Annotated in this window: 21 protein-coding genes and 2 other RNA genes; 14 read left to right on the forward strand and 9 right to left on the reverse strand. The window is 46.9% G+C overall.

Annotation, left to right across the window (positions count from 1 at the left end; translation table 11 throughout):
• Positions 1-114 precede the first annotated feature (114 nt).
• Positions 115-675, forward strand: coding sequence for a DUF2059 domain-containing protein (locus tag AC1S5B_RS26765; RefSeq protein WP_482038700.1), 561 nt, complete (start codon positions 115-117; stop codon positions 673-675).
• 12 nt (positions 676-687) lie between these two features.
• The gene (gene aat / locus AC1S5B_RS26770) at positions 688-1,272 is read left to right on the forward strand and encodes a leucyl/phenylalanyl-tRNA--protein transferase (RefSeq protein ID WP_482038701.1); all 585 of its coding nucleotides are present in this window, start codon (positions 688-690) and stop codon (positions 1,270-1,272) included.
• Between the two features lie 79 nt (positions 1,273-1,351).
• On the opposite strand, the gene pcrA is transcribed toward aat, so the two are convergent.
• Positions 1,352-3,703 (reverse strand): DNA helicase PcrA, encoded by a 2,352-nt coding sequence (gene pcrA, locus AC1S5B_RS26775; protein ID WP_482038702.1) that lies wholly within the window; start codon positions 3,701-3,703, stop codon positions 1,352-1,354.
• On the opposite strand from pcrA, the gene AC1S5B_RS26780 reads away from it, so the two are divergent.
• A complete protein-coding gene (locus AC1S5B_RS26780; protein WP_482038703.1) occupies positions 3,702-3,827 on the forward strand; it encodes a hypothetical protein in 126 nt (41 codons plus the stop codon). The two genes, pcrA and AC1S5B_RS26780, sit on opposite strands and share 2 nt — an antisense overlap.
• Here AC1S5B_RS26780 and fabI read toward each other — a convergent pair.
• Positions 3,824-4,603 carry an enoyl-ACP reductase FabI gene (fabI, locus tag AC1S5B_RS26785; protein ID WP_482038704.1) on the reverse strand — a complete coding sequence of 260 codons (780 nt, stop codon included), beginning with the start codon at positions 4,601-4,603 and terminating at the stop codon, positions 3,824-3,826. The genes AC1S5B_RS26780 and fabI overlap by 4 nt on opposite strands.
• Before the next feature lie 394 nt (positions 4,604-4,997).
• Here fabI and ntcA point away from each other — a divergent pair, with 394 nt between their 5' ends.
• From ntcA to rnpB, 5 genes are all read left to right on the forward strand, one after another.
• Positions 4,998-5,669 (forward strand): global nitrogen regulator NtcA, encoded by a 672-nt coding sequence (ntcA, locus tag AC1S5B_RS26790; RefSeq protein WP_482038705.1) that lies wholly within the window; start codon positions 4,998-5,000, stop codon positions 5,667-5,669.
• Positions 5,670-5,823: 154 nt separating this feature from the next.
• Positions 5,824-7,170, forward strand: a complete 1,347-nt coding sequence (locus AC1S5B_RS26795; RefSeq protein WP_482038706.1) for a DUF3084 domain-containing protein — start codon at positions 5,824-5,826, stop codon at positions 7,168-7,170.
• The gene (corA, locus tag AC1S5B_RS26800) at positions 7,142-8,458 is read left to right on the forward strand and encodes a magnesium/cobalt transporter CorA (RefSeq protein ID WP_482038707.1); all 1,317 of its coding nucleotides are present in this window, start codon (positions 7,142-7,144) and stop codon (positions 8,456-8,458) included. The genes AC1S5B_RS26795 and corA overlap by 29 nt, the downstream gene beginning before the upstream one ends.
• Positions 8,455-9,165, forward strand: a complete 711-nt coding sequence (locus AC1S5B_RS26805; protein ID WP_482038708.1) for a hypothetical protein — start codon at positions 8,455-8,457, stop codon at positions 9,163-9,165. The genes corA and AC1S5B_RS26805 overlap by 4 nt, the downstream gene beginning before the upstream one ends.
• A gap of 48 nt (positions 9,166-9,213) precedes the next feature.
• Positions 9,214-9,652: RNase P RNA component class A (rnpB, locus tag AC1S5B_RS26810), an RNA gene on the forward strand.
• 83 nt (positions 9,653-9,735) lie between these two features.
• Here rnpB and ssrS read toward each other — a convergent pair.
• From ssrS to AC1S5B_RS26825, 3 genes are all read right to left on the reverse strand, one after another.
• Positions 9,736-9,939, reverse strand: a non-coding RNA gene (gene ssrS, locus AC1S5B_RS26815) — 6S RNA.
• A 98-nt stretch (positions 9,940-10,037) separates the two neighbouring features.
• The gene (locus AC1S5B_RS26820) at positions 10,038-11,108 is read right to left on the reverse strand and encodes an LOG family protein (protein WP_482038709.1); all 1,071 of its coding nucleotides are present in this window, start codon (positions 11,106-11,108) and stop codon (positions 10,038-10,040) included.
• A 197-nt stretch (positions 11,109-11,305) separates the two neighbouring features.
• Entirely contained in the window at positions 11,306-12,649 is a 1,344-nt protein-coding gene (locus AC1S5B_RS26825) for a helix-hairpin-helix domain-containing protein (RefSeq protein WP_482038710.1), read from the reverse strand.
• Positions 12,650-12,838: 189 nt separating this feature from the next.
• Here AC1S5B_RS26825 and psbQ point away from each other — a divergent pair, with 189 nt between their 5' ends.
• The 4 genes from psbQ (at position 12,839) to AC1S5B_RS26845 (ending at position 15,575) form a co-directional block, all read left to right on the forward strand.
• Complete coding sequence (gene psbQ / locus AC1S5B_RS26830; protein WP_482038711.1) at positions 12,839-13,459, forward strand: photosystem II protein PsbQ; 621 nt, start codon at positions 12,839-12,841, stop codon at positions 13,457-13,459.
• Between the two features lie 10 nt (positions 13,460-13,469).
• Positions 13,470-14,576, forward strand: a complete 1,107-nt coding sequence (locus AC1S5B_RS26835; RefSeq protein WP_482038712.1) for an NAD(P)/FAD-dependent oxidoreductase — start codon at positions 13,470-13,472, stop codon at positions 14,574-14,576.
• Between the two features lie 27 nt (positions 14,577-14,603).
• Positions 14,604-15,056, forward strand: a complete 453-nt coding sequence (locus AC1S5B_RS26840) for a nitrate reductase associated protein (protein WP_482038713.1) — start codon at positions 14,604-14,606, stop codon at positions 15,054-15,056.
• A 285-nt stretch (positions 15,057-15,341) separates the two neighbouring features.
• Positions 15,342-15,575 (forward strand): hypothetical protein, encoded by a 234-nt coding sequence (locus tag AC1S5B_RS26845; RefSeq protein WP_482038714.1) that lies wholly within the window; start codon positions 15,342-15,344, stop codon positions 15,573-15,575.
• A 29-nt stretch (positions 15,576-15,604) separates the two neighbouring features.
• Here the strand turns inward: AC1S5B_RS26845 and AC1S5B_RS26850 are convergent, their stop codons facing one another.
• The 3 genes from AC1S5B_RS26850 to AC1S5B_RS26860 all read right to left on the reverse strand — a co-directional run bounded on the left by AC1S5B_RS26850 (position 15,605) and on the right by AC1S5B_RS26860 (position 19,340).
• Positions 15,605-15,895: a hypothetical protein gene (locus tag AC1S5B_RS26850; protein WP_482038715.1), complete on the reverse strand. Its 291-nt coding sequence runs from the start codon at positions 15,893-15,895 to the stop codon at positions 15,605-15,607.
• A gap of 55 nt (positions 15,896-15,950) precedes the next feature.
• Positions 15,951-17,636: an ABC1 kinase family protein gene (locus AC1S5B_RS26855; protein ID WP_482038716.1), complete on the reverse strand. Its 1,686-nt coding sequence runs from the start codon at positions 17,634-17,636 to the stop codon at positions 15,951-15,953.
• Between the two features lie 66 nt (positions 17,637-17,702).
• Positions 17,703-19,340, reverse strand: a complete 1,638-nt coding sequence (locus AC1S5B_RS26860) for a GAF domain-containing sensor histidine kinase (protein ID WP_482038717.1) — start codon at positions 19,338-19,340, stop codon at positions 17,703-17,705.
• Positions 19,341-19,808: 468 nt separating this feature from the next.
• On the opposite strand from AC1S5B_RS26860, the gene AC1S5B_RS26865 reads away from it, so the two are divergent.
• Both AC1S5B_RS26865 and AC1S5B_RS26870 read left to right on the forward strand, forming a co-directional pair.
• Positions 19,809-20,006 carry an NblA/ycf18 family protein gene (locus tag AC1S5B_RS26865; RefSeq protein ID WP_482038718.1) on the forward strand — a complete coding sequence of 66 codons (198 nt, stop codon included), beginning with the start codon at positions 19,809-19,811 and terminating at the stop codon, positions 20,004-20,006.
• Between the two features lie 317 nt (positions 20,007-20,323).
• Entirely contained in the window at positions 20,324-21,199 is an 876-nt protein-coding gene (locus tag AC1S5B_RS26870; RefSeq protein WP_482038719.1) for a universal stress protein, read from the forward strand.
• On the opposite strand, the gene miaB is transcribed toward AC1S5B_RS26870, so the two are convergent.
• Positions 21,189-22,544: a tRNA (N6-isopentenyl adenosine(37)-C2)-methylthiotransferase MiaB gene (gene miaB, locus AC1S5B_RS26875; protein WP_482038720.1), complete on the reverse strand. Its 1,356-nt coding sequence runs from the start codon at positions 22,542-22,544 to the stop codon at positions 21,189-21,191. The genes AC1S5B_RS26870 and miaB overlap by 11 nt on opposite strands.
• Between the last annotated feature and the right edge of the window lie 411 nt (positions 22,545-22,955).

Consider the following 22,955-nt stretch of genomic DNA (forward strand, 5'->3'; position numbering starts at 1 on the left):
CCATAGTTCGATAGAAACACCTCTACACAAATGTTTGCCCTGGTTAAAACCTATTGGCAAGTCGGTTAAATCGTAGCCTATAGTTGAAATGCTGAAACCGCGATCGCGAAATCTATGCTGCAGCCGATTATTAAACTTGCCGGAATTACGCTGCTGATTGCTTGTACTTGGGCGGGGTCTGCCAGTGCCCAAACTACGCCGTCTCCCAAGCGCGCCCTGATTAAGGAATTGCTGGAACTGACTCAGGCTGGGGATAGCGCCAACGATATTTTGCGCCAAAGCTTGGCACAAATGGAAACCGAGTTGCCTAAGCTCTTGTCGGGGTTTCTAGAAGGCTCTGGCTTAGAGGATGAGGCGTTACAAATGCAGGCAAATGCCACTGCACTGAGAATTATTAAGCGTTATCAAGAGCGTGTGCCTAAGGTGCTGGATATGAAGCAAATTACCGAGCAAATCAGCTATTCTCTGCATGACCAATTTTATACAGAAGCAGAATTAAAAGATGTGATTGCTTTCTACAAAACTTCTACGGGGCAAAAAATGATTGTTACTATGCCAAAACTGATGTCTGAGTCGCTGCGCTTGTCAAATGAGTTGGTGTTACCTAAGGTGACAAACTTAATTCAAGAAATTATTAAAGAAGAAATGGGCAAACTCCCAGCAAAGTTGAAATAGGAACTGCGATCAGTGAGTAGTCAGTTGGATGTTGCTTCTATTATTCACGGCTATGCCCAAGGCTATTTTTTAATGGCGGATGAGGCGGGCGATGATTTGGGCTGGTATTCAAGTCGGCAACGGACGTTGATTCCCTTGGATGATCGCTTTCGCTATCCCAAATCCTTACAGCGTGTGATCAATCAGGAACGGTTCACTGTTGCCATCAATCGAGATTTTGCCAGCGTGGTAGAAGGCTGCGCCGATCGCGAAACGACCTGGATTTCTGAGGATCTTAAAGCTGTTTACGGGGCGCTGCATCAAGAAGGCTGGGCGCATAGCTTTGAAACCTGGCAGGGCGATGAGTTGGCGGGTGGAATTTTGGGGATTGTGATTGGCGGCGCATTCATTGGCGAGTCGATGTTTTTTCGGATTCCCGACGGTTCAAAAGTGGCAATGGTGAAGCTCGTAGAACATCTGCGCGATCGTCAGTTCACCTTATTCGATGCTCAAATGATGAATCCGCACCTAGAACGCTTCGGTGCCTATGCGATCGACAATCGCCAGTACAAAGATTTGCTTCGACAGGCACTACAACAGCAATGCAGTTTGGCATAGGAGAAGAGTGAAAGACGACTTTTCTGAAACACTGCAAAGATAACCCCCACCCTAGCCTTCTCCCGATAGGAGATGAACTCTAATCTTCCCGCTGGATAGGAGTCATTTTGGGATCAATAATCTTTTGCCCTAGTCCTGGAAACTTGACCGCCAAACAAATTTTGTTACCTGCGCCAAAAATGCGGGTCACTTCCCCTTCACCAAACGCTTTATGAATTAGGCGATCGCCAATGCTCCAGTCATTGGCATGGCTGTTGGGCATATTGCGCGATTCGCTTTTATTCCGACGAATTTCAGAAATCGGCTTCGTCCATTTATTAGGAATCGCCGCCGCCACATTGGAATTGAGCAATTCTCTCGGCAACTCTGCAAGAAATAGCGATGGGCTAGCAGGCTCACGGGAGCCATACAGTCGGCGTTCCCTTGCATAGGAAATAAACAGTCGCTCTTGGGCGCGGGTGATCCCCACATAGCAAAGTCGCCGCTCCTCTTCCAAGGCAGCGGGATCTTCCATCGAACGGTAGTTGGGAAACAAACCTTGCTCTAACCCGACCAAAAACACCACTGGAAATTCCAGACCTTTGGAGGAATGGAGCGTCATTAAAGACACCTTTTCATCTTCTTCGCCCAAATTATCTAGGTCAGATGCTAACGAGGCACTGGCTAAGAAACCCAACAGGCTTGGATCGTCGTTGTTTTCCTCAAATTGCAGCACGGCGTTGTAAAGTTCCTGCACGTTTTCCAGGCGATCGGTGGCTTCATCGGTTCCCTGATTTCGTAGGTCTGTCACATAGCCAGAGTCTTCAAGTACGCCTTGGGCAATTTCGCTGGCAGAACAAGACTCTAATTCCTGTCGCCATTTTTGAATAATCTGAGCAAACTGAAGCACTCCTTTAGAAGACCGACCGGCTAAGGATTTGACCGAAGTTTCGTCTGATAAAATTTCCCAAAGCGGTATGCTCAGTTCTTGGGACGCTTTGACTAACGAATCGATTGTGGTTTTGCCAATGCCACGCCGGGGCGTGTTGATGACGCGCAGGAGACTAATCGTATCGAAAGGGTTGGCGATCGCCCTGAGATAGCCCAACACATCTTTGATTTCTTTGCGATCGTAAAACCGCAAGCCGCCCACGACTTTGTAGGGAATTTGCAATTTCACCAGCAAGTCTTCCATTGCGCGCGATTGGGCATTGGTGCGGTATAAAATCGCAAACTTCCCGTAGTGCAATTCAGGATGCTTGGCTTCTAACTGGCGAATTTGATTCGTGACAAATTCTGCTTCTGAGGTTTCGTCGTCGGCGCGATATAAAAAGATCGGTTCACCTTCACCCCGCGTTGGCTTCAAGACCTTATCAATGCGTTCGGTGTTGTTATCGATCAGTTGGTTGGCAACTTCTAAAATATTTCGGGTTGAGCGATAGTTTTCCTCTAGCTTTACCATCGTGCGGGTGTCATCGTCATGCAGGCGATCGCCAAAGTCATCCTGAAACCCCATCAAAATCGTGAAATCTGCCGCCCGAAACGAATAAATAGATTGATCCGCATCGCCCACCACAAACACCGAGCGATAGTCCCATTCGTTAAAGGTATTCGAGTTTTCGCCATTGGTTACAAGCAGACTAATTAAATCGTATTGCGTCCGGTTTGTATCTTGATATTCATCCACCAACACATGACGAAACCGCTTGTGCCAATAGGCGCGGACTTGCTCGTTTTGTTTTAATAACTGGACTGGCGTAAGAATTAGATCATCAAAATCTAGGGCATTATTCGCCGACAGCGTATCTTGATACATGCTGTAGACATTGGCAATCACCCGTCCCCGAAAATTAGACTGATCTTGTTCTAAATCTTGAGGCGAGAGGCTCTTGTTTTTCGCATTACTGATGGCATAACGAACCGATTTTGGATCAAACTTTTTGTCGTCTAAGTTAAGTTTTTGGGTAACAATCTCTTTGACTAAACTTTGAGCATCCGATTCATCAAAGATAGAAAAATTGCGCGTCCATTTGCGCCCATTGCTATCTTGATATTTTTCAATATCAAGCCGTAAGATTCGGGCACAAAGCGCATGAAATGTCCCGATCCAAAGCTCTTTGGTAATGGTTTTATAAACGTGGGATTTCAGCCGAGTTTGCTCACTAGGCGAGAGCGCATCTAAGGGCTTGCCAAAATCGCTGCGAGCTTTTTGATCGGCAAATAGCTTTTCGATCCGCTCTTTCATTTCCCGTGCGGCTTTGTTGGTGAAAGTGACCGCCAAGATATTTTCGGGATCGACTTTATGGTTCAAAACCAGGTTTGCAATCCGGTAGGTGAGCGCTCGCGTTTTGCCAGAACCTGCTCCCGCTACCACTAACAGCGGACCGCAGTAATGTTCTACGGCTTGACGCTGAGAGGAATTAAGGTGGCTGATATCGAGAGTCTGGCTCATGGAGGCTATTTTGTGGAAGGTGCGGTTTCTAGATAAGGGTATCGCATCTTGCCATCCTGTGGAGTCCGGCAGAGGGTTTATTGGGGGCGATCGCCCCGGACTGATGCTAATTTATCTAGCCTAAGCCATGCCCAAGATTTCGTAGCCCGCATCAACATAAAGAATTTGCCCTGTCATGCCGCTGGATAAGTCGCTGCATAAAAAGGCGGCGGTGTTGCCCACTTCTGTTTGGGTGACCGTGCGGCGTAAAGGTGCTACTGCCTCTACGTGATGAATCATATCCAAAATGCCGCCCACCGCAGAGGATGCCAAGGTGCGGATAGGTCCGGCAGAAATGCCATTGACTCGAATATTTTGAGGACCTAGTTCTGCTGCTAAATACCGGACACTCATTTCCAACCCTGCTTTGGCAATTCCCATGACGTTGTAATTGGGGATCACCCGCACGCCGCCTAAATAGGTAAGCGTTACAATGCTGCCGCCTTCCGTCATCAATGGTTTTGCCGCCCCGCAAAGCTTGACCAAGGAATAGGTGCTGATGTCTAGGGCGGTGGCAAAACCAGCGCGAGACGTTTCCACAAAGCCACCGGTCAGGTCGTCTCGGTGGGCAAATGCCAGACAATGAATCAAAATGTCGATTCTTCCCCACTTGTCGCCTACGGTGTCAAAGGCGGATTGAATTTGAGCATCGTCTTGAACGTTGAGTGGCACAAATACGCTGGGATTGAGCGGCTCTACCAACTCAGCGACTTTTTTTTCCATTTTCCCTTTTTCATCGGGCAGATAGGAAATGCCGATGTTTGCTCCGGCTTTGTGAAGCTGTTGGGCAATACCCCAGGCGATTGATCTGTTGTTGGCGATTCCGGTCACAAGGGCATTTTTTCCAGTCAAGTCGAGCATGGTGATCAATACTTTGAGGGCACCTATGAGGATACTGAAATATGAGGTACAAAGATAGCAAGCTAAAATAGTTCAAGGGTTCCAAGTTTAGCTTCGGAAATCAGTTTTAATGGATCTTAGTAATTATTCTTGCAATGAATTTTGTTCAAGTTGCTAGGCTGCGGTTAATATACTGATACTTCCTAGGCTCTTTTATAATGGTAATGAGAGAGCATTAGATTAGTAGCTCCAGCCTTTTTTATGTGAGTTGAGATCGCCCCATTTTGTAACAACGAGTACAAAAAAACCTCTAGGAGTGCGTTTAAGTATTCTAAGTTACAGAGTTAAATGTCAGGCATTCGACACTTTTCATTCAACGAGTTGGCACGTAATAAGGACTCCGAGCAGGGGAATTATGGTTGTGACGCAAGATAGACCACTGGCATCGGTATTTCGTCAGATGGGAAGTGGGGTGTTTCCTCCCGTTGTCGAATCGTTTGAACGGGGTAAGACAATTTTCTTTCCAGGCGATCCCGCTGAACGCGTCTACTTTCTAGTCAAGGGAGCCGTAAAGCTCTCTAGGGTATACGAAGCGGGGGAAGAAATCACAGTTGCATTATTGAGAGAAAATAGTGTGTTTGGGGTTTTGTCGCTGATTACAGGTCATCGGTCTGATCGCTTCTATCATGCCGTGGCATTTACGCCCGTGGAGTTGCTTTCGGTGCCGATTGAGCAGGTCGAGAAGGCGTTGAAAGATAACCCTGATTTATCGATGATTTTGCTACAAGGCTTGTCTTCGCGCATTTTACAGACCGAAATGATGATTGAAACCTTGGCTCATCGGGATATGGGTTCTCGATTGGTTAGCTTTTTATTGATTCTGTGCCGAGATTTTGGCACCCCCACCAAGGAAGGAATTACGATTGATCTGAAGCTGTCTCATCAGGCGATCGCCGAAGCAATTGGCTCTACCCGCGTTACCGTTACCCGGCTTTTAGGCGACTTGAGACAAGATAATATGGTTTCGATTCATAAAAAGAAAATTACTGTTCATAATCCTGTAACGTTAAGTCAGCAGTTTACCTGATGATTTAAGGTTTGAGACGCTTAAAAATAAAAGCCTTGCGCTCACAAATTAGCGCGTAAGTAGAAGTCATCATCAAAGATTCATGGGGTAGGCTATAGATGAGCTTGCCCCTGTTTGCATTGCAAAAGTTGGAGCGTTTTGGTTTGGAGCAGCGATGTCTACGGGGCTGATCCTAATATTTGCAATTTTGGTGATTGGTGGTGTGATTGCCACTGTCGGCGATCGCATTGGCACCAAGGTAGGAAAAGCCCGCCTTAGCCTGTTTAACTTGCGCCCTCGTCGGACGGCGACCTTAATCACCATTTTGACTGGAATTGTCGTTGCCGCCTCTACCTTAGGAATTTTGTTTGCAACGAGTGGTCCACTCCGCACGGGAGTGTTTGAGTTAGGCACGATTCAACGCAAGCTAAGACGGGCACGCGGTGACCTAGACAGTGCGAAAAGCCAGTTAGAAACGGCTCAGTCTCAAAAGAAGCGCACCGAAGCAGAGTTAAACCGGGCAAAAGCCCAAGAAATTGCGGCTCAAAAGCAATTGATGAGTACTCAAAAACAGATTCAGACGATTGGCGGCTCCTTAAAAAGCGCGATCGCCGAACGGAATCGCGCCCTGAGCGATCGTGTTGCAGTCCAACAGACTCTCGAACAAAACCGCAGTCAACTTGCCGCAATCTCTGAGCAAGTACTGCAATTCCGCTCCAATATTAGACAACTGCAAGCTGAGCAGAGTCGAGTTGTGGCAGTGGCGGAAGAGGAAATTAGAGCCAAAAATGCGGTTATCAATGAGCGAGAAGGGCGACTCAAACAGCTAGAAGCCCAGCAAGATTTTTTGGTGCAAGAAATTGGCAAGCTAGAGCGGGAAGCTGAGGGTTTACGCCGGGGCAATGTAGCAATTCAGCGAGGGCAGGTACTCTCTTCTGCGGTCGTTCGGATTCTTGACCCGCGCTCTACTCAAGCCGCGATCGATCAGCTTTTGCGAGAAGCGAATCGATCGGCAACCCAACTGGTGCGACCCGGCACAAAACCCCAGGGACAAATGATTCAAATTACTCAAGCTGAAGTAGATCAACTGATCAAGCAAGTGAGTAGCGGTCAGGATTACGTCGTGCGTATTTCTTCGGCTGCCAACTATCTCACTGGCGAAAACTTGGTTCAAGTTTTTGCAGAAGCGGCTCCCAACCGGGTTGTTTTTCGAGAAGGGGATCTGATTGCTGCCACTTCGCTTAATCCAGCGAGCCTCAGTGAAGTGCAAATTCAGCAGCGCATTAATCTTTTAGTGACAGCCGCAGGATTTCGGGCGCGTCGCTTGGGAATCCTAACCGATACAGTGCAAATTGGCGATGGGCGAGTGCAAGATCTACTGGCATTCATCGAAAAACTGCAAGGATACAATGAGACGATTGAGCTAAGGACGATCGCCGAAGAAACAATATTTACCGCAGGTCCTCTCAAAGTAAATCTGGTTGCTGTACAAAATGGCAAAGAACTATTGCGATCGCAATAACTTCTTTAGCCGTGGCTACACTATCAACGACTTATTCCGGGCGATCGCCCTTCTCGAAAATTGGTTAGAGGTTTTCTGCATGGTAGATCATCGTTTACGCCCCCTTGTAATCCAAACAGTTTCTCCTAACCTTGAGGACGACGACTCTTACATCGACTATCACTATCACACTCCTGGTGAATTGCCAGGAGCGCTTGACATCGATCCAAATGCGTCACCACCCGTCATTGTGTTAATTGATTACTGCAAAGATGCTGCTAGTCGCTGTGAGCTAGATACCCCTGAAGAGATTATCCCCTATCTGGATACTGGCTCAGTCTCTTGGGTGGATGTGAAAGGGTTTGGGAATGAAGACATTATGCAGCGATTGGGGCAAGTCTTTAATCTGCATCCACTCGTGTTAGAAGACGTGGTGAATGTGCCGCAGCGCCCAAAGGTGGAGGAACACCCAGAGCAACTGTTGATCATTGCGCGTATGGTCACCCTAAGGGACGACGAAGAAACGTTTGAAAGTGAGCAGGTTAGTTTTATCCTGGGTCGGCACTACTTGCTTACAGTTCAAGAAGAGCCCCGCTACGATAGCTTTGGCCCTATTCGAGAGCGCATTCGCACCAGTAAAGGCACCATTCGTTGTAGTGGGGCTGATTACCTAACCTATGCTCTGCTCGATTCCATTATTGATGGATTTTTCCCAGTCTTAGAGATTTATGGTGAACAGCTAGAAGAATTGGAAGATGAGGTCGTGGCGAGTCCTAATCGTCAAACTCTGCAAAAGATTCATGATCTTAAACGGGATTTGCTCACCTTGCGTCGGGCAATTTGGCCTCAACGCGATGCCATTAATGCCTTGATTCGAGATGGCAGTGACTTGATTAGCAGTGATGTGCGTGTGTATTTACGGGACTGCTATGATCACACGATTCAAGTATTGGATATGGTGGAAACCTATCGAGAACTGGCTTCTAGCTTGATGGATATCTATCTATCGTCTGTTAGCAACAAAATGAACGAGGTAATGAAGGTCTTGACCGTTACGTCTTCTATCTTTATTCCATTGACATTTATTGCCGGAGTGTATGGCATGAACTTTAATACTGAAAAGTCGCCTTGGAATATGCCAGAGTTGAATGCTTACTGGGGCTATCCTCTCTGTTTGGCGGTGATGCTAGCGATCGCGATCGCCATGGTGACTCTATTTTGGCGCAGGGGCTGGTTTGAAAATATGGCAGCCGTGAAGTCTCCTAGTAACGCTGACAAAAAAGCGCTTGGGGTGGGTAATCCTCGATGAGATCGCTAGACCCAATCATCTTGGTGATCTACCTCGTTGTGATCATTTGGGCACTGTCCCAGATTGTGAACAGTTTCAACGATGAATATACCGTTTCTTTGGATGACGACTCTCTAAAGCAGCAGTTAGCCAATCAAAATCTTCAGGATATAGTCGGCATTGGCTTCGATTTTGAGAAACGCTACGAGTTTGGTAAAGATGACAAGCTCAAACAGTTTGGAGTCAAAGTGACCAATAAATCTCAGACTCATTCCATCTACATCGATTGGGATTATTGCGCCACAACCGATTTGCAAGGGCGATCGCGCCGCGTCACCCGTCTTGTTCCGGGCACCACCTTAGACTTATTTCAAAACCAGGTCTTTAGCACCGTTGCCCCCGGTGCAACCTTAAAAGAAATTATTACCGCAGAGGACGTTTTGAAGCGTAAAGAGCCGACTAATAAAGATGCTGCTGTGGCGCTGGAAATGGAAGTCAGCAAACCGCTACTAGACTTTGACGCGCTTAAAAAAAGTAAAGATGATCCCCCCAAGAAAAAATACGCCCGATTTGTCGCAAGGATAGACCCGTTAGAGTTCACGCTGGATTTGGCGCTACGACTGATTGGCTCCACTTATAGTGCAGAGGGCGATCGCATTCAACTACGCTGCAAGTTCATTCTAAAAAAACTGCCCTGGCAAGCCGGATTACCCTGGAACCCAAGATAATCCCTTCCCTTTCTCTCTTCTCTCTTCTCAACTACACTAGTCTTGGAAAGAGTAGGCGAGATGGTTGCGAGTTGCGATGCAATTCGAGGAAAGTCCGGGCTTCCAAAAGACCAAACTTGCTGGGTAATGCCCAGTGCGAGTGATCGTGAGGATAGTGCCACAGAAATATACCGCCGAAGAGTGAGGACTGAGGTACGAGAACTGAGGGTTGAGAATTTCACTCATCACTCATCACTCATCACTCATGACTACTCTGGTAAGGGTGCAAGGGTGCGGTAAGAGCGCACCAGCAGTATTGAGAAGTGCTGGCTAGGTAAACCCCGGTTGGATGCAAGGCAGTAGGAGCTAGGGTTGGTCTTTTTCCCGCTCCGGCAGGGATGCAATGCATCTTTGCGAGTCCGCTAAAGGCGTTTGGCAACAGCCGCCTTAGATAGATAACCGTCCCCTTTTGAGGTGAACAGAACCCGGCTTATGTCCTGCTCTTTCCTCCAATTTATAGCTCAAAGAATATAGCTCAATAAAACCAAAAATTCCCCTGGTTCTATCGAACAGAGGAATTCAAAATCTAATGGGTTTACCGCAACGCCGTCTTACCTCAGTTTTTGACCTGGTGCTAGACCAGGTGGGCACTATCTGCCTGTGCTTTAAGTTTCCGGGTTACATGCTCATTTCTGTTTACATGCCCGGTATACTGCCGCCAGACTTTGTAGTTCCCGCATTCAGAAGGAATAGATCATAAAACATTATTGGTAGTCACCAACGCCGTAGTAAACCTTTGCTTATTCTAGCGGGTTATCTATGCCTGTGGCGAGACAAGAGTTGGGGAACAGAACTCGAAACCTGACACCTGACACCCGAAACCTGTCCCCTCCTCACTTTCGTTCTGGATGGGGCATATCTTCAGAAGGCTTAACGCCAAAGCGGTTAATCTCGTTAATCATTTGATAGAGCCGCCCTAGGTCACGCTGATTAAAGTGCAGCAGCAGCCGAGATTTGCCAATGGACATATCTTGAGCTTCTTGAGGAAGCGCATGGCTCTTTTCAATCTTTCCCTTTACTAAAATATCGCTGAAGTTGTGGTTTAGCTGGTCTACGGCTTCATCAGAAATTTCGATGTTGAGGCGCATGACTAGGCGGTTGCCAATATAGCGGCAGGAATGAAAGGCGCTATAGAAGTGGGTAATAATATTGCAAGCTTCGTCTAGCTGATCGGTAATGGTAAATAAGCTGAAATCATCGGCACTAACTAAGCCCCGCTTGAGCAGTTGTTTTTGCACATACTCTAGCCAGTCGTGCCAGTAATCACCACCGGGGCGATCGATCAATACTAGGGGAATAGGGGGTGATTTACCTGTTTGGCAAAGGGTGAGGCATTCAAATGCTTCATCTAGGGTGCCAAAGCCGCCGGGGAAAAGGGCAAGAGCATCGCTTTCTCTCAGGAAGAATAGTTTTCGGGTAAAGAAATATTTGAAAGGAACGAGCTTTGGATCGCCTTCCATGAAAGGGTTTGACCCTTTTTCAAAGGGTAGCTGAATCCCTAGTCCAATTGATTTTGCTTGTCCGGCTCCTTCGTTGCCCGCCTGCATAATTCCAGGTCCTGCACCCGTGATTACCATAAATCCTAGGTCGGCAACACGACGGGCAAAGTCTACTGCCATTTGATATTCCGGGCTACCGGATGGAATGCGAGCAGAGCCAAAAATAGAGATTTTGCGGACGTGACGATAAGGATAAAGTACTTTGAATGCCCGCTCCATGTCTTGTAGGGATGCGTTCAAAATTTTCCAATCTAGGCGATCGATTTCATCCTCGGTCATTTGCACTAAGGTTGTTAATGCTAACTGAATAAGTTCCCCATGTTTGTTCTGGGGAAGTTGATCCAGTAATCGATTTAGGCTAGTGCGGAGTGATTCAGAGGCATCAAACGACGGAGATGGAGACATGAATTCCTCTCTACTGGCAGCATTTTATTGTATCTAGATTTTTGCTTTAACCCACGATCGCCTGAGCAACAATTGCCCAATCAAGGAATATATCCGCCTATCATCAAGCGATCTGGTCTTTTGCAGCAGTTTTCGTTTAGGCAATGTTGCCAAATTTGCTCAACATACTTTCAGGGTATTGACCAATCGAGAATTGCTTAAACGGCAGCAGTTAGAGAAGAAATACGAGCTTGGAACCCTGCTTTTAGTAAGGCATTAACGGCAGCTTGATGATCATAGACCCGAAATTGAGGACCAAATCGGACAAAATGGCGTTTATCTTGGGCGCTAACGATCGCCACTACGGGCACCTTTCCGCGATCGTCTTCGCCGCGATGCTGCAACAACACAGTGCGGAGGCGATGCTGTTGTTCAATATCACTGGCAACTTTAGGTTCTAGCTCCACCATCACCATGCGGACTGCTTCAATGGGTTCCACGTCTTCAACGATAAACTGCGCCTGATCATCCCGCCGATCAATTTTGCCCCACACCATCAGGCGCGCATCCACGATCAGTTTTTCGCTAACCCGTTCATAGGATTTCGGGAAAACTACGCACTCGGTGTTTCCGGTCAGGTCTTCAATGGTGAGAATTGCCATGCGATCGCCCTTTTTGGTCGTCACCGGTTTCAAACTCGTTAACATGACGATCGCGCTCACTGAAGACCCTTCGGCGTAATCTTGCAAATCGCTTAGATTAATGGGTGCCAGCATTCGAGCAGACGCTTGTAGTGGCTTGAGTGGATGATCGGAAATATAGAAACCGATGATCTCTTTTTCTAACCGTAGCCGCTCTTGTTGAGCAAAGTCGGGAACAGGATTGGCTTTGGGAGCAGATTCAAAGACATTCACGGGGGCTGAGGTAGTGCCCAACATATCAAACAAGTTGCCTTGTCCGCTGGCGCGATCGCGCGATCGCGCCTGTGCCCAATCCAAAATGAGGTCTAGATCGTGAATCAATTGGTTGCGGTTTTGGTCTGGGTCTAACTGGTCTAGGGCACCGCAATGAATGAGTGCTTCCAAGGCTCTCCGGTTGACGGCACGCGAGTCTACGCGATCGCACAAATCGGGTAATGACTTAAATGCCCCTTCTGCTTCCCGCGATGCCAACAAACTTTCGATCGCCCCCAAACCCACATTACGAACTCCGCCTAAGCCAAACAAGATGGCATCGCCCGTCGGCGTAAAGTCAACTCCAGAGCGGTTCACATCCGGCGGCTGCACTTGAATACCCATCGCAAAACAGGTGGCAATATACTTTTGGGCTTTATCTTGATCGCCACTGTTTGCCGTCAACAGCGCCGCCATGTATTCAACCGGGTAATTTGCCTTCAGGTATGCGGTTTGATAGGTAACATAGCCATAGGCTGTCGAGTGGGATTTATTAAAACAATTGGCGGCGACCACTCCATTTGCCAGCATGAAATTATGGTCTTGCTCGACCCCAATGTCATAGACCGATTGACGACCCAATGGCTGACGACTAATCACCTTTACCATATGCAACCTCAGCAATAAACCGAAGACCCGTGGAGTTTACCATAAGTCTAGCGAGAAGAGAGACAGAACGGAGCAGCGGTTTTGATATAAACTTTTTGACGTAGAGTGTTATTGAAACGGTCATCCTGAGGGATCGCCTAAACTCTACAAATCAAAGTCAATCATTCGGCAAGGTTGGGTTAGCAGGTCATGGTGAAGATTCGCGCGATTGTTTCAGCCGCTTTGGTTTTGGTGGTGGTGTTAGTGCTGGGAGTGAGTCGGGTTGAGGCTGCCAAGGTGAAGCAGCCTTTGACCTATACCCCTGAACAGTTAGAGAAAATTCAGGACTATGCCACTGATTTACAGACAATGCGAGATCGCTTGCCTGAATTGGGGCAACTCGTGCAACAGCAGGATTGGACATTTACCCGAAACTTGATTCATGGTCCCTTAGGGGAGTTGAGAGTCAAAATGCAAAACGTTTCCCGAAATCTACTGCCCGATGCTCAACCCGCTGCGCGTAAATTAGCTAAGGAAGTTTTTAACGATTTAAATGCGCTTGATTTAGCCGCACAAAATTCAAAAGCGGCGGTTGCTGAACGGGAATATAGCGCAGCCCTAAAAAGCTTTGATTCGTTCTTAGCACTGGTGCCCGAAGCCGCCCGACCTCAGCCAAAACCACCGGAGCCGATTGCCGCTGAGCCTAAAACTAGCTTTTTGAAAGAGTTGCTAGCGCCCACGCAATCTGATGATGAGCTTGAAGCCTCTGAGCCTTCTATGCGAGAGGACATAGCGCCAGAAGCTATGGAAGCGGAGTCAATGGCTAAATAGATCGCTTGATGTGAAAGTTGTCATTGTTGGATGTGGGATTGTGGGTGCCGCGATCGCCTATGAGCTAAGCCAAATTCCCCAGTTGGAAATTAAAGTATTCGATCGTCAAGCTCCAGCTCAAGCTGCAACGGGTGCGGCGCTGGGAGTTCTTATGGCGGTTATTAGCCAAAAGCTAAAGGGCAACACATTTCAAAAGCGGCTGTTGGGCATTCAAACTTATGACCAATGGATTCCGCAGCTAGAAGCGATGACAAACCGCAAGATTCCATACAACCGCCAAGGAATTTTACGGCTTTGTTTTGCTGGAGAAGATCTGGATCGCTGGCGATCGCTGGCAGAGACTCGCCGCGCTCAAGGATTACAGCTAGAACTCTGCGATCGCGCTGATCTTGCAGCACACTATCCTCATCTCAGCTTGGAGCAAGTGATTGGGGCTGTTTATTCCCCCTGCGATCGCCAGGTTGATCCAACGGCTCTTACGCTGGCACTTGTTACTGCCGCCGAACAGAACGGAGCCACTTTCCAGTTCGATACGCCCGTAGTGTTGGAGTCCCCGCGCCTGCAAGCAGATAGTGAGAAACTCATCCGTCTCAATGCGATCGCCGAAACTATCGATTTTGACTGGTTAATCATTGCCGCTGGCTTGGGTTCCGTCGCTCTGACTGCCAGTCTTCAGCAAGCGGTGGATATTCGCCCTGTCCTCGGTCAAGCGGTTCAGGCAATCCTAAAGTCTCCTTTAGGATTGCCTGAATACCAGCCTGTAATTACTGGGAACGATCTGAATCTAGTTCCTTTAGGCAACGGAAAATACTGGATTGGCGCAACAGTGGAGTTTGGGGGCGCAGAGACGCAATATTTTACGGATCTACAGCCTAATACAGATAGGCTAGAGGCGATGATGATGCAGGCGATCGCGCTGGTTCCTGCCCTAAAAAATGCTCACATCATACAGCAGTGGTCTGGGTTACGCCCTCGTCCTGAAGGTCGCCCTGCCCCTGTTGTGGAGCGACTAAATGGATATCCCAACGTCATTCTTGCCAGTGGACACTACCGAAACGGGATGCTTTTGGCTCCTGCCACAGCAACACAGGTGAAAGAGATTATCCAGCAAGGTTAATATAGATACTAGGTTTCAAACGTGATTATGAGCCAGTTCTTTGCCTTTGAATCGGATTTTGTGGAATCCCTGCGCTGTATTCCAATGCAGGTTCGATTCAAGCTCGATACTTGTGGTGTGAAGCTGAAGTTGCAGCACTGGCATCAGTTTGAGGCGAGCGATCGCGCTCAAATTGTTGACTTGCCTTGTGAAACTGAAGCCGAGATTCAACAATATCGGACGACTTTACATCGTCTTGTGCAACAGCGAACCGGAACTGCCGCCTCTGATTTGCCAATCGATTCAGAGCCACTTTGGTTGAATACCAATCAGATTCCTGTTAGTGTTCAGGAGAAAGCAGTTGAAGTTGGAGTCACCCTAACTCTGACTCAATGGTCAGAACTCAGTCCCTTAAAGCGGTTTGCATTGATTAAACTCAGTCGCTCTATGCACGAAAATCGAAATTTCCTGCCTGCACTAGCAGAGTTTAGCCGCGATTAAGTCACTTTGCTTACCAAAACTTTATACTTGAGGAGTAGGGAAGAGTGCTTTTATGGGGGTATGGTCGGTATGGGAATCCCTTTCTCTTCTAAAAAAGCCCTTCTGCTTGCTTTATTTCCCTTGCCGCCTAAAGTCCTACCGGATTCAATTGCTTAGATTTGATCAATGAATCTTGACAGTTGGCTGATCTGGCTTTCTTTTGCCGAATTGTGAATGTATGGCGCTTGCATACTTCTGTCAACCGATTCGCTTACGCCTATATTCTTTATAGAAGACGCAACTTTTATGACATTCAACGCCGAGATCAACAGCCCTGCGTCTGACCTTGATGCCAAGTCTTATAAACAGCGGCTCAATCGTTGGGCGATCGCGCAATTGATGCCGAATAAACAATTGGTGATTGTTGCCCGCTATCGCAGCCGTTCGGATGCTGACGGTCACCTGCTATTTTTCAAGCAGCAGTCTCCCGAAGCCACCTTCGTGGTAATTGTCGATAAAAAAGAGGCTGATTCGGATTAAAATTCTGCTGGATGACTCTCTTTATTTGATTAATCGGGGAGCAAGTTTTCAGTGGAATTGACTCCTTCACCGTTTTTCATTTTTTCGGTGTCTTCCAAGGTTTCTTGAATAAATAGCTGGACTAGCCGATTATAGTTGCCGGCTCCAATGTACTGAGGATACTTATATTCTCGACTGTATAGCCAGACTAATTCGTCGCACAGATAAATTTTGACCGTTTCTGTCCACTTGCAGTTTGGCATCAGAGATTTGGCGGCATTGAGTGCCTCTGTCCATCGCTCAAATTCTTGAGAAACGTTGGAAGTGAGAACTTTGAACATAGATGAGCAATAGAGAATAGGATAAAGGGAAGAAGAATCAGGATAGGAATACACCCTATTTGCTGAGCATTGGGGTGAATCGGTTGTGAACTGTGAGATCAAACAGGGCGCGGAGTAAGATAATTCCTCCAACTCCGGCGATCGCAAAGGGGATGATCGCCCAGTTCATGTAGCCACTCACCAGCAGCACCGTGGCTGATAATCCGGCAAAGCCAGTGAACCACGCATAGACTAGGCAGCGGATCGAAAGACTCAGGCGTTTTGCAGCGCGATCGCTCGCTAAAACCTGCATCCGTCTTTGAAAGTCTTCTTGCTCTTGCTGTTCTTTCACTTGACGCAGCAGTAAATCAGCAGAACTGGGCTGTCGCAGTTTGAACACCACAAACTTCTGGGCTTGACGAACTAATTCACCGATGCCGTTATTTCCTTGATTGCTCACTGCCAAGCTTTTCACAAACGGCTTCGCTGCCATCATTAAACTGTATTCGGGGTCAAGCGTCCGAGCGACTCCATCCAAGGTGGTGAGCGCCTTTAAAATAAAGGTCATTTTCGGCGGGAGGCGAAAAGGCTGCTGGTCATATAATGCGTAGAGTTCAGTTGGCATTTGGGTAAAGGCTTGCAGTTCTACGGGCTTATCGGTGAATTGTTCGAGTAACAAGCTTGTTACTCGCCGAATTGGAACCATATCAGCAACTGGCTCAATCAGTCCCATATCCATCAGCGTGTCGATCACCTGATCAGTATCTTTTCGCAATACCGCGAAGAACGTTTTAACCATCTGGTCTTTGTTGATCGGCTGTACTTCTGCCATCATGCCGAAGTCATAAAAAATTAGACATCCATCTGGGCTGACTGCCATATTGCCGGGATGGGGATCTGCTTGAAAAAAGCCATCTTGCAATAATTGCTTCAGGTAGCTGCAAATCCCTAGCTGATTGATTTCCTTTAAGTTAATTCCGCAGGCTTCTAGACTTTGGCGATCGCTAATTTTGATCCCCGGCACATAGTCCATTGTCAGCACTTTGCGCGTCGTATAGTTAGGATAAACTTTGGGCACTAAAATGCGGGGATGATGCCGAAAGTTAAACCGAAAGCGATCGGCATTGATCGCTTCTTGGATGTAATCAATCTCTTTACATAAAATATCGGCAAATTCTTGGTAGATGTTTTCTATCTGATATTGCCGAAGCCAAGGGAAGCTGCGATCGCAAAACCGCACCAGTCGCCGCAACACTTTCAGGTCTAAATGAAAGAGCCGGTCTAATTCGGGACGCTGGACTTTAACAACCACTTCTTCACCCGTATGCAACCGGGCTTTATGCACCTGTCCTAAACTAGCCGCCGCGATGGGCATCAAGTCAAACTGGCGATAAAGGGAATAAATCGGTGCGCCTAGCTCTGTTTCCACTGTGGCGATCGCGACTTCAGCGCTAAACTCTGGCACCTTATCTTGCAGTCGAGTCAATGCCTCAATATATTCTGGCGGCAGTAGATCGGCACGGGTCGATAATGCCTGACCTAGTTTAATAAACGTAGGTCCTAGATCTAACAAAGTGCCAACCAACCATTGAGCGCGGCGGTTTCGGTAGCGACGAGCTTGCCGAGGAAAAACCCGATCCCACCACAGGTAACTAATCAGTTGCGCCGCCGACAGAGCAATATCCATTTGGCGCACCAGCGGTGAATACCGGATACGCTGCCACCGAAATGGCTTTTGGACAATTGGCTCAAGGACTATCATGAATTATTCAAACCTAGCCGACAACTGAACGTGAAATAGAACACAAGTCGATCTCCGTTTGAACTGTTAGAGTTTTACGACTTCTTCCAACGATTGCGACAGTGTTAACGTAAAACAAGTCTCCCACAAAGAATCCTTTGCAGTTGGAAAACTTGTTGCGGCGATTGTGCCATTAAGATGTTCGACCAAACTTCGTACCAAAGCTAGTCCTAATCCAGTTCCTTGAACCATCGTTTGAGTCGCTCCTTCACACCGCCTAAATTTATCAAAAATGTACGGTAACTCTTCAGCGGAAATTTTAGTGCCGGTATTCGTTAGGGAAATGCTAATTCCATCAGCAAAGACTTGCGGTTGAATGCTGATTTTTAAGCAAACCTGACTGTTAGGAATGGAATATTTTCCGGCATTGGTCAGCAATTCTTGCAAAATGCGGCTCAGGCTCTCGCGATCGCTACGAATTGCGATAAATCGTTGGGGCTGTTCTATCTGTAGCGTAATTCCCTTTGCCAACCATTTTGGGGTAAATAGCGCCGCCAGTTCATTCACCAAAGCCATCAGACTAAATTCCTCAAACTGCATCACTGTTTGATCCGACTCCAACTCTCTAAGCATGAGTAAGTCGTTGATTAAGTTGGTTTCTTGCTGGCATTGTTGCTCTAGTATGTCTAGATATTGGCTACTGCGATCGCTCGATAACCCAGCTTGACGCAGCATCCGAATGGCTAACAACATACTGGTGAGCGGAGTCCGCAGTTCATGACTTACGGTATCTAAAAACTCATCTTTTAGAGTGTTGAGGTGGCGCAACTGCTCTACTTGTTGCCGCGATCGCTCGTATAGTTTTGCTTGAATTGCAAGACTATGTTTGAGTTCAGTCGTGCGTTTTTCCACCAATGATTGAACCTGGCGCAACGTCTCTGTTTGCAGAATGGCGGTGCTAACTTGAGCGCTCACCAGTTCCACAAACTCGATCTGCTCTGCTTGCCATAGGCAATCGGGTAACGCCTGAAAAACGAAGAAGCCGAGTACCGTTCCCTGGCTTTCCAATGGTGCAATTAACAGGGATGGAAAGGGTTCTTGACCAGAAGTAGGACTGGATTGGCGGTCTAGGGCAGTCACTTGAGGAGAAGTCAGAAATGCCTGATTAAAAAAGTCATAATCGGATAGCCAAAAAGAGTCGTTTAAACAAGGCAACACATTTTGGGCGATCGCAGGTAACTCTAATAATTTCTGAAGTTGCAATTCTTTTTCCCTAAGCGCTTCACCTAAATTGCTTTGAATCAAATTGCTGCTTTGAGTTACATCATTTGGAAACGAACAGTCACAGGCTACGGTTGCCCACACTTTGGGCATTTGCTCAGAAACAGTGTTCCTCAAAGATGGCTCCCAATATTTCAAACGCAGCAACACTCCACGCTGTGCTTCCAAGGCTTGAGTCGTTCCATCTGTTGCTAGCTGCAAAATGTTGTCTAGGTTGGCAGCATTCCGCATCGACAGCGTTAACTGATTCACAAATGCCTGATACCGCGTTTGTTTTTCTCTAGTATCCATCGCTTGGGCACACTCCAAACAAAACGGCACAGAGCTTTCTAGCCCATGGGACAGGAACTGAGCTTGAGTATTCAGTGCGATCGCTTCAGATTCATCCACACCAAAAGAATCGCTGCCTGTAAGTCTAGAAGGAAACTCTCGTGTAGCATTCATCGTTAGCCTGTGAAACCAGTCCACTATCTTGACCCATTTAATCACCTTCCCTCTTTATAGTTCCCCTTTGAAACGGCGGGTTAGCAATGAAACCTAATTTTTTTCGTGAATCTCCAAATTTGTTCGCTAATTCACATAATTGATGGCTCGAAAGCCATAGACTCTTTCCAACTGTTTAGTCAAAAAAGAAAAAACAAAACGAGTTATTTTTCCCTTGCCAAAATGCCCAGAGAGTTGGGGTTTCAGCTTTTTCATCTCTAGATATAGAGGAAAATTATCAAAAATATCTCTTTCGGGGTGTGTGCATTTTGTCAAACATTTGTTATCTTCTGTAATAATCAAGCAAGCACAGATTCAGTTTAGAGCCTAAATCGAATTTGCTGCTTTCTGATTAAGCCAACACTCATCCATCCTTTGGCGAGTTCGGCGATCTATCTAACTGTGTACTCTCTCGTACTGGAGAAAATTATGAGTCAGCCTATGGATCTCTCTCTTGAACAACAGTTCAGTGTTCGCTCTTTTGAAAACCAAGTAGAAAGGATGAGTCGTGAGCAGGCTCAAGATTTTCTGATCAAGCTATACGAGCAAATGATTGTTCGTGAAAATATGTATAAACACTTTCTGAAGCATCAATGGGGATTGGAAGCCAGTTCTCAATTGCCATAGCTCCCTAATATGAGGAGGCAACCTCGGTCTCTTGCTTTGTTCTTAAGAGAAAAAAGCTGGGGGGGTGGGTGCCAATCTCTTGCAGAGTGCTAACCTCATAGACTTTTTTAAGCTAGTTTTTAATTTCTCGGCTTTTATTCCTTGATCTCTTATGGGTACTGGGCGTTGCCTGCTAAAGACAGTTCAGTTCTGCCCCCATCTAAGTAAAGCTTTATTTCTAATGATCTAAGATCACCATTTTTGTTCAGTTTATGAAGTCGGTAAAATGCTAGGGTAAGGGCACTTTGACTATAAGCTGCTGTCACTGGCATTAGATTATGTTTCGGCGTTTAATTATTTGTACAGACTTTTCAGATGGACTCCAACGGTTAGTCGGCTTTGTTCCTAGCTTGGCGATCGCTGGCGTTCAACAAGTTACGTTTCTACACTGCGTGCCGCTGAATGAGAGTGGAGTAATCCCACGCGTGGATGAGGGCAAAATGAATATTGCCCGCGATCGCTTGAGTGTTGCAACGAATCAAGCACCTGTGGGAATAGACGTGAAAGTCGTTGTTGAGTGTGGTCGTCCAACAGACACGATTTTGAAGGTTGCCCAAGAAACAAACAGCGATCTGATTGTGGTAGGAACGCCGATCAGAAATATGCTGACAGAAAAAATTTTTGGTAGCACTGCGATCGCCCTCTATGAGCGCACTCCGATTCCAATTCTGGCACTGCGCCCGCATCTCATTTCTACTTATACGACCGAAGAATTGACACTGCGCTGTCAGCATTTGTTTCGCTATCTAATGCTTCCTTATGATGGCTCAGAAACAGCGAAGTATCTGATTGAGCAAGTGAAGCAGAGTGCCAGCCAGCCTAACCGAGTTTTGGAAGCGTGCTATCTCTGCTGGATGATCGATGATGTGGAGCGGCGAGGAATTCCCCAAGAGCCAAAGATCCAGGCGGCTCAAGCAACGTTAGCAACGGTAAAAGCAGAGTTGGTCAGCTTAGGCTTGCAGGTCGAAACGGCAGTTTTGCCAGGATCTCCGATTCCCGAAATTTTGAACGCTTCCATGGAACCGGATATTAGCGCGATCGCGGTATGCCATGCGGCTAAAAATCAGTTCCTCAGAATGTCACTTCCGAGTTTCACCGCAGAGTTGCTTCGCCAAAGTTGGCATCCCGTGATTTACGTACCTTTCAAGAAATAGCAGGAACTAAACGTTCACCCGTTAAGCTAAACGCTCGAACATCCGTAATTTGCACTTTTACAAGCTTTCCTCGGAACTCCTGAATCTCGCCCGGAAAGAAGGTCAACCGATTTCCGCGAGTTCGACCCATGACCTGAGTTGGGTTTTTCTCGTTTTGCTCTTCTACTAAGATTTCTTCAACCCGCCCTAGATACCGCTGCGATCGCTCCATTGCCTTAATCGACATTAGATGATTCAACCGCTGCAAGCGATCGCTCTTGACCGCTTCGCTCAATTGGTTTTCCCACAGCGCCGCTGGAGTTCCGGGACGAGGGGAATAGGCAGCAGTATTAATCAAGTCAAAGCCAATTTCTTCAACGAGCCTGAGAGTATTCTCAAATTGCGGTTCTGTTTCGCCCGGAAAACCTACAATCACATCCGCAGTGATGGAAGCATCTGGCATCAGATCGCGAATCGTATCAATAATACGGCGGTATTTTTCCTGAGAGTAACCCCGTCCCATTGCCTTCAGAAGTTCGTTATCGCCTGATTGAAAAGGAATGTGGAAATGCTCACACACTTTTGGCAGTTCTGCACAAGCGCGAATTAAACGCTCAGTAAAATAGCGGGGATGGCTAGTAGCAAACCGAATTCGATCGACTCCTACGACATCATGAACATAGTAAAGCAAATCGGTCAAGGTGTTCTGATGTCTGCCTTCTGGAGTGGAACCCGGCAAATCACGACCATAGGCATCAATATTCTGCCCCAGAAGAGTAATTTCTTTATAGCCCTGTTGCCCTAACGTCTCCATCTCGGCTCGAATAGCACCTGGAGTACGCGATTGTTCAACGCCTCTGACATTGGGCACCACGCAATAAGTACAGCGTTCATTGCAGCCATAAATAACATTGACCCAAGCAGTAACTGTACTGTCTCTACGGGGCTTAGTAATATCTTCAATAATATGAATCGGTTCGGTCGCAACAACCTGACTACCCGTTAATACTTGTTCTAATAATTCTTGCAGGCGGTTGGCATGTTGCGGTCCCATGACTAGATCCAGTTCAGGGACGCGCCGCAATAGTTTTTCTCCTTCTTGCTGGGCAACACACCCTGCCACAATGAGGGTTAGGTTGGGATCTTCTTGCTTACGTTTTGCCTGTCGCCCCAGATAGGAGTAAACTTTTTGCTCTGCGTTATCTCGAATGGTGCAAGTGTTGTACAAAATCAGATCAGCGTCATTGGGTTCTTCCGTCCAGGTAAAGCCCATATTTTCTAGAATGCCAGCCATTCGCTCAGAGTCAGCTTTATTCATCTGGCAACCGAAAGTGGTGATATGGTAACGACGAGGAAGAGTAGGCATTAAAAATACAAAGGTTAGTTAGTCGAAGTTCGCGCAGAGCATATTTTAATCTTGTCCAGCTTCTGATCTTACAGCAGACTCATTCATCTGGGGATTCTCTTTTAGAAGCCAGTCCCCAAGCAGATTAAGTTCAAAAAAATATTGAAAGCGTTTGAATTGCTGTCGATAGTGTGATTTTTTTGAAGTCATTTTAAAGTTGAATGGATAGAGCATGAGAGGAGTCCGGTAAGATTTAAGAGTAACTTTGAGCGATCGCATCAACAAAGACTATTCTTTTCCATTTTTTACTCTTTTCCGTTAAGGTGAAAAGCACTGCTCTATGGCTGCGATGGCTTTTTGAACGTTCCAAATCGTTTAGCTTAAGCTACCCAATGAGAATATCATTGGGATTCACAGTTTCCTATCGGGAAA

The organism is Leptolyngbya sp. CALU 1928 (genome assembly GCF_056784215.1).

Excerpts from the sequence above, each read along its gene's own strand:
- AC1S5B_RS26820 (WP_482038709.1), bottom strand. The coding sequence starts at position 11,108 with ATGTCTCCATCTCCGTCGTTTGATGCCTCTGAATCACTCCGCACTAGC.
- miaB (WP_482038720.1), bottom strand. The coding sequence starts at position 22,544 with ATGCCTACTCTTCCTCGTCGTTACCATATCACCACTTTCGGTTGCCAG.
- AC1S5B_RS26845 (WP_482038714.1), top strand. The coding sequence starts at position 15,342 with ATGACATTCAACGCCGAGATCAACAGCCCTGCGTCTGACCTTGATGCC.
- AC1S5B_RS26805 (WP_482038708.1), top strand. The coding sequence starts at position 8,455 with ATGAGATCGCTAGACCCAATCATCTTGGTGATCTACCTCGTTGTGATC.
- AC1S5B_RS26865 (WP_482038718.1), top strand. The coding sequence starts at position 19,809 with ATGAGTCAGCCTATGGATCTCTCTCTTGAACAACAGTTCAGTGTTCGC.
- AC1S5B_RS26780 (WP_482038703.1), top strand. The coding sequence starts at position 3,702 with ATGGAGGCTATTTTGTGGAAGGTGCGGTTTCTAGATAAGGGTATCGCA.
- ntcA (WP_482038705.1), top strand. The coding sequence starts at position 4,998 with ATGGTTGTGACGCAAGATAGACCACTGGCATCGGTATTTCGTCAGATG.
- AC1S5B_RS26825 (WP_482038710.1), bottom strand. The coding sequence starts at position 12,649 with ATGGTAAAGGTGATTAGTCGTCAGCCATTGGGTCGTCAATCGGTCTAT.
- corA (WP_482038707.1), top strand. The coding sequence starts at position 7,142 with ATGGCAAAGAACTATTGCGATCGCAATAACTTCTTTAGCCGTGGCTAC.
- AC1S5B_RS26860 (WP_482038717.1), bottom strand. The coding sequence starts at position 19,340 with ATGAATGCTACACGAGAGTTTCCTTCTAGACTTACAGGCAGCGATTCT.
- AC1S5B_RS26850 (WP_482038715.1), bottom strand. The coding sequence starts at position 15,895 with ATGTTCAAAGTTCTCACTTCCAACGTTTCTCAAGAATTTGAGCGATGG.
- fabI (WP_482038704.1), bottom strand. The coding sequence starts at position 4,603 with ATGCTCGACTTGACTGGAAAAAATGCCCTTGTGACCGGAATCGCCAAC.
- psbQ (WP_482038711.1), top strand. The coding sequence starts at position 12,839 with ATGGTGAAGATTCGCGCGATTGTTTCAGCCGCTTTGGTTTTGGTGGTG.
- AC1S5B_RS26765 (WP_482038700.1), top strand. The coding sequence starts at position 115 with ATGCTGCAGCCGATTATTAAACTTGCCGGAATTACGCTGCTGATTGCT.
- AC1S5B_RS26840 (WP_482038713.1), top strand. The coding sequence starts at position 14,604 with ATGAGCCAGTTCTTTGCCTTTGAATCGGATTTTGTGGAATCCCTGCGC.
- AC1S5B_RS26855 (WP_482038716.1), bottom strand. The coding sequence starts at position 17,636 with ATGATAGTCCTTGAGCCAATTGTCCAAAAGCCATTTCGGTGGCAGCGT.
- pcrA (WP_482038702.1), bottom strand. The coding sequence starts at position 3,703 with ATGAGCCAGACTCTCGATATCAGCCACCTTAATTCCTCTCAGCGTCAA.
- AC1S5B_RS26870 (WP_482038719.1), top strand. The coding sequence starts at position 20,324 with ATGTTTCGGCGTTTAATTATTTGTACAGACTTTTCAGATGGACTCCAA.
- AC1S5B_RS26795 (WP_482038706.1), top strand. The coding sequence starts at position 5,824 with ATGTCTACGGGGCTGATCCTAATATTTGCAATTTTGGTGATTGGTGGT.